General features: G+C 39.1%; 9 protein-coding genes. 2 read left to right on the forward strand and 7 right to left on the reverse strand.

Annotated elements, in window-relative coordinates; translation table 11 throughout:
• Positions 1-283: 283 nt before the first annotated feature.
• Positions 284-799, reverse strand: coding sequence for a type II toxin-antitoxin system PemK/MazF family toxin (locus MKY93_RS20340; protein WP_340760960.1), 516 nt, complete (start codon positions 797-799; stop codon positions 284-286).
• A 2193-nt stretch (positions 800-2992) separates the two neighbouring features.
• Between MKY93_RS20340 and MKY93_RS20345 the strand changes: the two genes are divergently transcribed.
• Both MKY93_RS20345 and MKY93_RS20350 read left to right on the forward strand, forming a co-directional pair.
• Entirely contained in the window at positions 2993-3955 is a 963-nt protein-coding gene (locus MKY93_RS20345; protein ID WP_340760961.1) for a tyrosine-type recombinase/integrase, read from the forward strand.
• 241 nt (positions 3956-4196) lie between these two features.
• Complete coding sequence (locus MKY93_RS20350) at positions 4197-4628, forward strand: hypothetical protein (protein ID WP_340760962.1); 432 nt, start codon at positions 4197-4199, stop codon at positions 4626-4628.
• 161 nt (positions 4629-4789) lie between these two features.
• Here the strand turns inward: MKY93_RS20350 and MKY93_RS20355 are convergent, their stop codons facing one another.
• The 6 genes from MKY93_RS20355 to MKY93_RS20380 all read right to left on the reverse strand — a co-directional run bounded on the left by MKY93_RS20355 (position 4790) and on the right by MKY93_RS20380 (position 11858).
• Positions 4790-4999, reverse strand: a complete 210-nt coding sequence (locus tag MKY93_RS20355; protein ID WP_340760963.1) for a hypothetical protein — start codon at positions 4997-4999, stop codon at positions 4790-4792.
• 297 nt (positions 5000-5296) lie between these two features.
• A complete protein-coding gene (locus MKY93_RS20360; RefSeq protein ID WP_340760964.1) occupies positions 5297-6571 on the reverse strand; it encodes a replication protein in 1275 nt (424 codons plus the stop codon).
• A gap of 322 nt (positions 6572-6893) precedes the next feature.
• Positions 6894-7544: a MerR family transcriptional regulator gene (locus MKY93_RS20365; RefSeq protein ID WP_340760965.1), complete on the reverse strand. Its 651-nt coding sequence runs from the start codon at positions 7542-7544 to the stop codon at positions 6894-6896.
• 520 nt (positions 7545-8064) lie between these two features.
• Complete coding sequence (locus MKY93_RS20370) at positions 8065-8241, reverse strand: hypothetical protein (RefSeq protein WP_340760968.1); 177 nt, start codon at positions 8239-8241, stop codon at positions 8065-8067.
• 135 nt (positions 8242-8376) lie between these two features.
• Positions 8377-8931, reverse strand: a complete 555-nt coding sequence (locus tag MKY93_RS20375) for a recombinase family protein (RefSeq protein WP_340760966.1) — start codon at positions 8929-8931, stop codon at positions 8377-8379.
• 164 nt (positions 8932-9095) lie between these two features.
• Positions 9096-11858, reverse strand: coding sequence for a DNA methyltransferase (locus MKY93_RS20380; RefSeq protein WP_340760967.1), 2763 nt, complete (start codon positions 11856-11858; stop codon positions 9096-9098).
• Between the last annotated feature and the right edge of the window lie 131 nt (positions 11859-11989).

Here is an 11989-nt window from a genome sequence, read left to right on the forward strand (position 1 = left end):
TTTTTTAGACGTAAAAACCCCCAGCGAACGCCGAGGGCCGAATTGCCCGTGACAAGACAGGCGATATTGTTTCCACCATTGCAGCGGCATTGCTCATGACAAGACGAGCGATGTATTTAAAGTTTACTCACTTGTAGCCAGGTTATGCTTAAATATACGAAAAGGAGCCATAAAGGCCCCTTATTGAGAAAAACCGTGATCATTCACGTGAATTGCCTGTGACGTGACAGGCGATGTAAGTTAATTTCATTATAGACGGTATTCTCACCTTCGTCAAACCGTTTTATTTAAAACCGTAGACCCACTTCACACGAGTCATGATACGATCCATGTCGCCTGGATCGATATCTCCTCTATGTTCACTAATACGAACCTTGCTAATCGTCTTGGTTTCCTCTCCTAAAACAGCAGAATCATGATCTAAAAAAACATACTTGTCTTTCCGCAAAAAGTAGTGGCTGCTCAATCGCGGTTGGTTTAAAACCTCAATGACTTTGCCTTGTTTATCCCTTCGAACCTTCTTTTTAAGGTTTTTCGTAAGTGGGATAACCGACACGTTTCCAGAGGTGGAATTAATCAAGTCATTGGATACAACGAGCGCTGGCCGATATTCACCTTGCTCTGCCCCTATATTCTCTCCTAATTCGCACATATAAACTCCACCACGAATGATCCCTCTGGAAGTTTGCTTTTTCTCGTTTTCGATCCACTCATGCGCCAGATCGATCTTTTTCTCGATCCAAGTTCTAAGAGCATCCTCTTTTTCTTCTTTGCGCTCTTTAACAGGCTTTTTATTCACCTTTTCCCCCCCTTAACTTTACAATTGTACCAAAAAAACAAAAAGAAACGAACAACCGCCCTACAACCCATCTAACATAGACGTCTAAATCTTTGAGTTGTGATAGCTTGCTGGCTACTGCTGCAGCTACTGGCCGTTGGTACGTCCTATTCTCAGCCACCTGTGCGTCCGTGTACGTGCTTGTTTTGACTTTGCTTCGCTTTATAGCCCTGTCTACTGTATCAGGCGTACTTGTATGGACTGCTGAGACCTCTGACGGTGTTCTTTGCTATGCATGACTGAATCACGCTATTGTATAGGGAACAAAAATAAAAGGGGGGCATACTTGTCCTCTTTTTTCACTTTACTTCACGTTGTCTTACTTCCTTCTACTTCATTTTATTGTTGTATAAAGAAGGAAATATGCTATCATAAAGTTGATCTATGAAACCAATAGGTCGTAAAACAGAGTGGTTTTTAAAAAAAACCGGGGAGGATCTGAGACCTTAGACTGTGGGAAGTTAAGGTGTCAGAAAAAAAGTATTCAATGGCTAACCATTGTTATCAATAGTCATTGGTGTTTTTAAACTATGTCGTAGCTAACCAATATTATTGATAGCAAATACCAACAAAAGCAACACCCTCCTTAGCATTTTTATTAGTTAAATTACACACTATTCGTGAGAAGTAAGTTAAGTAAGAAAAAACCTCGGGCGTGGGAACCCAAGGTTTTTTTTCGTTTATAGGTTTATGTTTGGCATTTGTTGTTAACAGTTGTAGTAAGTATAACCATAGAGAGAGGTGAGTGGGAAAAGGCTTTGACGATTTGTTTAAAGTCCGAGTGCTGGGAACACAACCTAGTTCACCTCCGCTATACCGTGGCTTATGCGACTGGAAACGTGGGAATTATTTGTTCATTAGGACGCGGAGGATTAGCCAGCAAAGATTTCCGATTGAAACGCACCAATCGAGAACCTTTCGGCCCTTACCCTCGTATGTGCTAATGAACTTTAGCATTTTCTGCAAAAGCTTCATTACACATGACCTCTATTCGTGAGAAGTAAGAGATCGCCCTTGGACAATATTATTATAGCAGTAAATAAGTTGAAATAAACCCACTTACATTCTAAGTCTCTCTTTTTAAAAAAAGAGGAGGATTTTTTAATTTATGAGATAATATTTTACCAAGAATTATGGCTAGAATTTTAAAAGTGGTACTCTTCAAAAGCTATCGGCCCTTATCCATTTTGGTTCCCAACTCTCCTTTCAAGACTTGCGAGGTTACTCACAAGATGATAAACTATTAATATACAAATTTTCTTTTTATTTTATGGTCGATCCAAGTGGGATCTGACGGTGACGAACAATGAAAAGGTCTTTGGACCGACTTGTGCATAGCTTACTTTGCTATGGGATTAATTCGATTTTGTGTGGTAGTTTAAGAAAAATATTCCCTAGGGGAAGAGGAAAACAAAATAATGGCTCAAACTGTTTTTCATTATGGCTGGCAAGTACAACCGGCAGACCAAACGGGTCAGTAAAATATATGAGCAGAGGCGTAATCGAGTGTCCAAAAAGGACAGTCGTTTTTTTTGCGTTCAAAAACAGAGAAGGAGAGAGGGAAAATGAAAAAATGTAGTGAGAGAAATTTTCGAAATCTGTCAGGTACATTTGCCGGGGTGTTCAAGAAGATTATAGAGGGAGGATGATTGAGTTTGTATGTTTGACATCAGGTTTGGCTGGTGATTCGCGACAGCGAATATAAGATTTACCGATGACACTCGGAAATGTTGTCCGTAATGCAGGCTGACGAATAGAGCCGATCGCCGATGCTTGGGGCGGTTTAAAAATTCCGGCAGGAAGTGAACGAGGTCGATAGACCTGAGCGATCTGCTTGCTACGGCAGTTCACTGGAACATGGCGATGCCAACCTGTTCAGGTATGTTCCATCGAATACTCATAACACAAACTGGATACGAGGGCAGCTTTCTCTTTGTCCGAATCAACGACTGATTTTTAAGCAAAGCGAAAAAAATCGAAGTGCAATTCGGGCAAAGAGAAAGCTGCCTCCGCTCCCTCGAATAAACCTATATTATGTGCAGTGTATGAGGGTTTGTCAGAAGGAGATTCATTCTTGCATTTGAGGAAGCGCTGAGGACGCTCAAAAATGTCAACGGGACAGCTGTGCACTTTTTTGAAAAAGGAGATGAAAATATGACAAAAGGAAAGTCACCGATCATGACACAGATGGAAAAAGTTTTCCGCCATACGCGGGCAAATTCTTTTGGAACTCGTGCCAGATACGAAAGCAGCTGCCGAAATTTCGTTGGTTTTTTAGATGAAAAGTTTAAGATGAAAAATCTGCGCAATCTGCAAGATAAGCATGTGATAGCATATATCCAATATCGGCAAGCGGAAGGAATTTCACCGAAAACGCTTAAAAACGATCTAGGGGCAATCCGCTACATGCACGATATGATTCCGAATGTCAAACACGAAATTTCCCACAACAAAGGCCTAAAAGACGATTTTTCTGTTGCATTAGACAAGACCCCCGCAGTAAAAGGCAATAGAGCATGGACAGAGCGTGAATACAACGATATGCAACAGTTTGTCCAGGGAATGGCTAGAACCGATGGTAGGGGTGCTGAAACTGCGGCCGATGTGCGGGACGTGATGCAACTGGCCAGAACAATGGGATTAAGGGTAACCGAAGCCGTTGCAATGAGCAGATCACAAGTGGAGCAAGCACTGAGAACTGGCATTTATCAAGTTAAAAATGAAGCCAAAAATGGGAAGTGGCGCCAAGTTCCGTTGTCTCGCCAAGGCAGACAAGTGATGGAAAACAAGATCAAGAACGTACCAAGAGGGGAACGCCTGTTTATTCGTCCAGAAGAGAAAACACATGCAGCAGTAAATCGAGTAGAAAAATTCATGCAAAATAATCGGATTCAATTCGAAACAATCGAGGGCAGAGAAGTCCGTTTGTATCAGGGAGTATCTAACGCTTTAACATATCATGGATTACGCTACAATTACGTCCAGGATCGGATGCGGCAAGAAATGGAGAAAGGCTATTCTAAATTGCAAGTTGCAACAATTGTCACAAAAGAGGTTGGACATGAACGGATAGATGTGATCAACATTTATTTAGGTGGAGAGATAACCATTAATTAAATTGTAATTTACCATGCTCTCTGATCTACTTGGAGAGTATTGCAGATTATTGGAAACCATTTTAAAAATACCCCAAAGCAATTTATGTTTTTCGTATATTTAAACATCCAAATTTCTTCGCAATGTAGAGAGATGTCTGACTTAAAAAATCCTAATCACTACCCCTTCCCTTTGTTTGAAGTTCATGAATATAGCCAGTTGGACAGGCATAACCTTCAAACAAAGAAAGGTGGAAGAAATCATGAATATGAATAAAAAAGCCAAAGCGGAAGAAATTGCTATTGCCATGAGAGCTCATGCAGTGAAATACGGGTTTCCTTTGAAAAAAATAGTGCAAAACAATGATTGTCAGGAAGAAGCGTTGGATTTGAATTTGAGTAAGCCTGCTAAACAATTTGATATTATTGAGGTAACGGAAGGCCCCTATATAAATGAATGTAAAGTCGGCGAAAGATTTGTTGCATTAGAAGTCTTAAGAGGTGATCATACGGTTATCAGTATGAAATCTGATGGCAAAAGGGTTATATTGTGTTATCCAGAGGAATACGTTGTTGTTAGTAATGTTGAAGAATTTAAAAGGGATTGGAAGAGGAGTTCAATACCTATTGGTGAAGTAGGCGAAATCGAATATGCGGTAAAACCGAGAAAGGAATGGGTATGCCCTGAAAATTAAATTTATTCGAAGTTATTTCAGGGTGATTCTTAGTAGACTAGTTGAAATTGACTCCAATAATTCACAATAGGTATTGATAGGATCATGTTCTTTCAGTTTTTTAAAACAAATAGCATTTATAATAGAATATAGCGCCAAAACTAGAACGCTATATCAGTGTTCTAGTTTTCTTTATGTTTGGTTAGAAATTCCCCCAATTCAGCAATCGTCATAGCCGCCACTTGATCCATTCCTAAAGCCCCTAAAGCCTCTCCGGCATTATTAGGTATAGTGACAGCAAAAGAAGCTACAGCGGCCTTAAATTGTACGGTATCGCCTGTTATATCCTCAGGATAAGACAAAAAGAATGGTCCTTCACTGTCTAATTCCATTATAAGACGTGAATTGATTTGCCAGCCAGCCCTTTTGTAAGTAAGTTTTCCTTACTCACGTTATCATAATCCTTATAAAGCACGGTTACTTGTTTCAATAGGTTCACCTGTTTTCTCTAAATATACGAAGAACTCTTAAAAGCCGTGCTGCCGCCCTACGGTTGCCCTCTCCAGCCTCCCCCTACTAAAAGATATAAAGGAACACAGCAATCTTAACGTGCCGTATTCTCTTTTAAAACACCCGCAACTAAAGCTGCAGGCTAACGCCCATAATATAAGCGTACACACCAGTACGAGTTATAATTTTCTCTTTAACTTTCGAATGTAAGCCTCGCTAACGTTTAATAACTTTCCTAGTTGAACATTACTTTCATTGGGATTCTGTTCTAAGGCTTTACGCAATAACCACAGTCTGTCCTCCGTCTTTTCCTGCTCTGTTGCGAGGTACTCGGCTCTTGTCTTTATCCCTACTTCCCTACGCATCTTTTCATTGGCTAACCGCTTACGTCTACGCTTTTCGTTCCCGTCGATGATCGTGGAAAGTAGCTGCATTTCTTCTGCTGTAATGTCGAGCCATTGAATGAGTTTCGTGTTCGAGATATTATATCCGGCTCCTGGATAGCCTTTTTCACGGGCGATACGATCCGCGGTAGCGTTGTTCTTCGCCTCCCATGCCGTTTCTGCCGATTTGGTGGCACGGATGACTTCCCGTTCAGAAAGTGGCTCTGTGAGTTCCTGATTAAAGGCGAGTGCTTCCATAAGCGCACGGTCTGCGTCGTTTAAAAAGCAACATTTCCAATAGCGATATAAAAACAGGATCGTCTCCCGATATCCCCGTATGTCGTAATTACGGAGCTCTACTAACTTCACGAGATCGAGCAGTCGTGCATGATGTAATGTATAGGTATTGTATAGATTGACAATCTTTGATGGTCGCCCCTTGCGTTTAGGAGCTGTTTTGGGCTTAATCTCGGGTAAATATTCATATTGCAACTCTCGCAACGAATAGCGATTCTCGTGGCGATACATAACCGAAACTTTTTCTCCATTCTTGGAATTGATGGAGCCTGCGATCCTAAACACACGTGCTGCGTCTGACGCCTTCGAATCTCCTCCGAATTTTTCCAACTTCGAATAAAAGTCCTTTTGGACGGCTTGCCATAACGGGAGTGCCTTCGACGGTACAGGCTCAATGAGCCATACACAAACGACTCCTCTGCCGCTATTTATTACGAGATTGGGACTAGGGAGTTCTCTATCATTGACAAGGAGCTCTATATTCCCGAGTGTCCATCGGTAATCATAATTGAATATGTAAAAATCAACATCCACATATAAAGCTCGTAACTGCCGGATATTTTCAATAGCACGGTGTGGTTTATAAAATGTATTCTGCGAGAAGTAGACGTCTTCCCCCAGCCATCCCGTAAGCTGTTCTGCCAGTTCCTCCGGTCGATAGTGATACTGCTTAAATATGCTACCTTCCCGCTTGGCAACGGTTATCCATCCATCTGCGCCATAATGATGAAAGAATACATGGTCTTTTGCGAGCTCTACTGCACTTAATTTCATCATTTCATCCCCTCGGTGTATCGAAGAACACGACACTTACGAAGAAAAAGATTGCCCATTTTACTGACTCTGTGATAAAATCAAGTCAATAAATAATTAAAAATGGGTATACTTATCCCGTATATAGTTTTTCTGAAGAGGTTCCCTACCAGTCGCCAAACTAATGAGGGAGCCTCTTGTCATGCTTTCGAATTTTTTCTTTCCTATATCAAATTTTACCGCATATTGTCAGTACATGCTATGAAAATCTTAATTTCCCCTTAACACGCTGCGGCGGGCTTTTCACGAGTCTGCTACGACGTGTTTTTATTTGGCTGTTATTCTACTTTCCAAATAGCCTTGCGAGGAATCCTTTGGACTGCTGTTGCCGGATCTCCTCCATCTCCTTTTGTCGGATCTCCTCGGTAGCCAAAACTTCTCTTTTGGCTTCTTGCGAAAGACGAAGTGACTCCATAAGTTTCTGATCCCTTACTTGCAGACTTTCTTCAATATATTTTTCTTGCTTTTCGAGAGCCGCTGCTTGTTTCTCGATCAATTCGGTCAGTTCCCTATTGATCCGATCCTGTTCGACCATCCGAACTTTCGACTCTTGAACCTCTCTCTCCAGCTCTGTCATACGTTCCATTGCAACGGACATCGTCTGCATAACAGCGAGAAATCCATCTCGATTACGAGCATTTTCTGCCTGCTCTGCGTGCCCCCGAGCCTTCTCAACTTTATTGACCATCTCGTCATGATCAATGGAAAAACCGAGCCCCGGGAGCTCCCTTGCGATCCGTGTTTTGTCGAGCCCTTCCTCCCGCATTCTCTTAACCGCGAGGAGGACGTTGACTGCTTCCGGCTTGTAATACGTGGTGCGACCCTCCCTAACAATCGGAATAAATGCACGAAAATCGTGTATCCAATCGTTTACTGTCGTCTTAGGAGCGTCTACCGCAGCCGTGACATCCTTTTTCAATAACAATCGATCCATGATCCGTCCCCCTTTTTAATCAAACCGACCTTTTATTCGACCTCCGACGTCCGATCGACGATTGAACGTATCCGACCTTTGGTTTTATTATACTTTCAACAGTCCGACTTGGCGAACTCTGATATTTTAAACACTATATTTCGCACTTAAATAGGTGGTAGGTTGATCAAGTTAATAGACTGAAAATCGTTCACTTCGAGTCTCTAAAGCCCCTGTTCTATTAGTTTCTTTGTAATCATCGATTTCTCCTCCGACCTTCCGAACCGACTTATAGAAACGGACGGAAAACAGCATAAAAAGATCAAATATGTTGCTGGTCGGATTAATGATTGAAATGTTGATCCCGGTGTCAGATCTAGACATTTGGTAAAAGGACATTTTAAACAATACGATTTTAGTAGAGTTTAGATTTCAGACTAGTATCGTAAAGGTTCGAATGTTAATTTCCATTGTCTGTTCTAAACAAAATTAAAGGTAGAGAAACTGGTCTCTACCTCTTATGGACATAAACGATATTTTTTCAATCCATACGTTTTAATATTTCTTGTCTCAACAAAGCAATATAATCTTGTTCCTCGGGCATTCGTATATACATACGTGCATAATGACTATATTTTTCAAGTAATTCAATGTTAACCATGTCACGCGGATGTTTCTCTTTAATTTTTCCGACAGATATCATCTCATTATTCACCAACGTCACCTACCTTAATTTGAATTCCGTACGTTCATAACAATATTTTCTTCTATTGTTTGATGAAAAGCTACCAGAACTTTCATCATCTTACTATCACACTTTCGGTTCAAGCCCTTCGGACACCATATCCAGTAGCTATTGCTGTTTCTTTCTTTTTGCACGAATCAATGTGCTTTTAGAAATCCCGGTGAGTTCTTCAACTTGCTTGTAGGATTGATTCTTGAGTAAATGCAGGGCATGTTCTATTTGTTTTTCACTGAATTTCCTCGGCCTTCCTTCTTTAAAATCTGGATTTTGTCTTGCAACGGCTTTTCCTTCTTGTGTACGTTCCACTATCATATCCCTTTCAAATTCAGCAAAGGCGCTTAGCACATTGAAAATTAATTTTCCTGTAGGTGTGTTCTCTACGAGTCCCATGTTAAGGACATGAACTTTTACGTCCCTCTTAAATAGGCTTTTTATTGTCTCAATAGCATCTACCGTAGAACGTGCAAAACGGTCCAATTTAGTAACTACTAATGTATCGTCTTTTTTAAGGATTGAAAGCAGTTCAAGGAACTTAGGGCGGTCCGCTTTTGTACCGGTATATTTTTCAGCGTAGATTTTGTCGCAGCCCTCTTTTTCCAATAACTGAATCTGTGCTTCTAGATCCTGATGAGACGTACTGACTCGAGCATACCCGTATTTCATGTATAAAATCATCCTTTTTCCTCGTCACTTTTGACACTAAGTTATGACACCATCCAACGCCTTTATTTTACAGGATCTTTATATCGGTGTCAATACTCTTAAGATTTGACACTTGTATTTCAACAAAAAAAGCCGATGTTTTGAAATCGACTTTTAATTCCTTACTAAATTAAAGCATTATATAACTTAAATAATTTTGCAACGGCATCACTTTCTGATGTAGTTCTCACATCCATACCATAAGCCTCCATGACAGCTCTATCATTGGCTTGGTGGGCTTTCCTTAATTCTAGCGGCATTATCAATTCGTCATATAAATCGGCTAGAGTTGCATTAGGATATAAATTTCTAGCATCTAGAATTTCCTGGGCAGTATTCTCTATTTCTTCTTTTTGCTTATCAGTAGTATCTGGCCAAGGAAACGTATTATATACAAGTTTTGCTGAGTATCTATAATCACTTTTCAACCTTCCCGCTACCACTCTCATCCATGACATATGAACATTTGATGTCATAATTCCAAAGGTATATAAGCTTGCATTTGAGATTGTGTTGCATGCATTACTTACAATAATATCTTTATCAACATACCCAATCGGGATATATCTTCTGTTTTCGGAAGATACAATTGGTACCAAAAGATAATCTGTTTTAGGCTGTCTAATGCTGGTGAATAAATAAGGAGTTTCAGCTGATTTATGTGCTTGTTTTTGCTTACTATTTAATCTGAACTCTTTAACGGATTGTAATCTATTCATGACTATTTTTGATGTTCTAATTTTACTTAAATCTGCATCCACTAACCATAAACAATAACGGTACTTATCATTTATATAATCAGATGAACTAACAAAGCGTTTAATATATATATCCAAGAAAGGGCATTCTTCAATTAATTCTTGTTTATCTACCTCGCTTAAAATCAGATATCCTCCTTCTCTTGGCTCACTCCCATAGATCATTTTATCTACATCATTAAGCGGCTGATTTCTACCTTTCACAAAAACATTAGGGGCATTCGCCAAATATGGGTTTATATTTTCAGCAATCTCATAACTTTCACTTGTGGAAAATATCAACTTAGGATTTATAATATTCTTTTCATGGCTAAAACCAACGATAACACAGTATACAGATGCCGCATTTTTCGTTTCATTATTCCATTCAAACGATTTATAGGCAAAGTCAATTTCTACTTTGAATTTATCAATCATGGTACCCCATACCATTTCAACCTGCTCTCCTTGACAAATAGAGTTTGTAGCAACAAGCGCAACTTGAATATTTGAATTCTCTATAAATTGTGCTGATTTATAGAACCAGCCAGCTACATAATCAATAGACTTTATTTTACCGAATAGCGGTTCTAAGTCTTTCTTTTGTTCAATTCCTTGCAATTTATAACCAATAAAAGGCGGATTTCCGATAATATAATTAAGATTACGTTTATCAATTACGGTATTCCAATTTACCGTTAGAGCATTACCTTCTTTTATATTTGTGTATGATTTTAATGGAAAAAAATCAACTTCGGAAAAAATTAAATCCTTCGTTTTCTCAAACATCTGACTTTCCGCTATCCATAGCGCCGTCTTAGCAACAGATACAGCAAAGTCGTTAATTTCTAAACCGTAAAATTGATCAAGCGTTACTTTAATTAAGTCTTCACCTGTATCTAAGCGTGCATGGTCTTCGAATACTAGTAACAGGGCTTCGTTTTCTAATTCTCTTAAAGATAAGTATGTCTCTGTTAAAAAATTCCCTGAACCAGCTGCGGGATCAAAAAAGGTTAAACTGCCAAGTTTTTTTTGGAATGCTTGAGCTCTACGTCTAATTGCCGCTGGTTGTTTCAACTGTTTTATTTCATTTAATTCTTCCTTCAATTCATTTAGGAACAAAGGGTTAATCACCTTATGTATATTTTCAATAGATGTGTAGTGCATTCCGCCTTTACGTCTTTGATCTGGGTTTAGTGTACTCTCAAATACGCCACCAAAAATAGTTGGACTAATTTCCGACCAATCGAAATCACTTGTTGCATTCTGAAGTATTAATTCTCTTAAATGGTCCGTAAACTGTGGCACTTCAATATCCATGTCTTCAAAAAGATTACCATTCACATAAGGAAATAAAGCAAGCTTGTCATCCAGATAAGGGTCTCTGTCTTCCTCTTTTGTATTTAGTACATGGAATAGATCAATTATTGCATTTCGAAAATATCTAGTGTTAAAGTCAGCTAGATAATCATGAAATCTTCCTCTTTTGCCAAATAATCCTGCATCCTCTGCATAAAAACAAAATACTAATCGTACACAAAGCTGATTGATACTTTCTAAACTATCAGGATTTTTCGGATTGTTATATTGTTCGAGTAATTCATCGTAAATTTGTCCAACAAGCTCTCCAGCTTGAATCGAAACTTTTGTTTCTTTTTCAATCTGAGTATTAGTTTTATCAATGAGTATCTCTAGACGATAATATTCATTCTTTAAATTTCCTAGTTCTACTATTGCAGGCTGACCACTAGGTTTTTCCATGTCGTAAATATAGAATTCTTTAAAATTTGAAGTGATTATCCATCTAGGCCGTTTTGAATACGGTAATGTCGCAGAATAACGCATTGCCTGTTGAAATGGTGTGAGTAATGAACCATCCGATTGACGTATACCTTTATTTAAATCTTTATGACTTCCTTTTTGTTCGATTAGGACATTTGTTTTTTCAATATAGCCATCAATAAAACTTGTACTATCCATCATATTATCTACCGAATTTTCAAATTTAATATACTCTCCAGGATTTTGAATTCCATAAACACTTGATAATAAGTCCAACCAGAATGTTTGACTGTCTTGTTTTTCTTTTCCCCGATTTTCCCATCTCTTGCTGAATTCTTTAGCTGCTTTTCTTCTTTGTCTCACATCCACATAAATTTCCTCCCATAACAAATACAAAATATTTTCCAATACTATTATATGCTTATTTAAGTTTATCACTTCACATAGAAGTGACTGAAAATGCATAAGAAAAGCACCCTCCCGATTCTTAAGGAGAGTAC

It is taken from the genome of Sporosarcina sp. FSL W7-1283 (genome assembly GCF_038003105.1).
GTDB lineage: Bacteria > Bacillota > Bacilli > Bacillales_A > Planococcaceae > Sporosarcina > Sporosarcina newyorkensis.

Bases quoted from the DNA above. Each gene is read 5' to 3' on its own strand.
- MKY93_RS20345 (WP_340760961.1), top strand. From the start codon at position 2,993: ATGACAAAAGGAAAGTCACCGATCATGACACAGATGGAAAAAGTTTTC.
- MKY93_RS20350 (WP_340760962.1), top strand. From the start codon at position 4,197: ATGAATATGAATAAAAAAGCCAAAGCGGAAGAAATTGCTATTGCCATG.
- MKY93_RS20355 (WP_340760963.1), bottom strand. From the start codon at position 4,999: ATGGAATTAGACAGTGAAGGACCATTCTTTTTGTCTTATCCTGAGGAT.
- MKY93_RS20360 (WP_340760964.1), bottom strand. From the start codon at position 6,571: ATGAAATTAAGTGCAGTAGAGCTCGCAAAAGACCATGTATTCTTTCAT.
- MKY93_RS20365 (WP_340760965.1), bottom strand. From the start codon at position 7,544: ATGGATCGATTGTTATTGAAAAAGGATGTCACGGCTGCGGTAGACGCT.
- MKY93_RS20375 (WP_340760966.1), bottom strand. From the start codon at position 8,931: ATGAAATACGGGTATGCTCGAGTCAGTACGTCTCATCAGGATCTAGAA.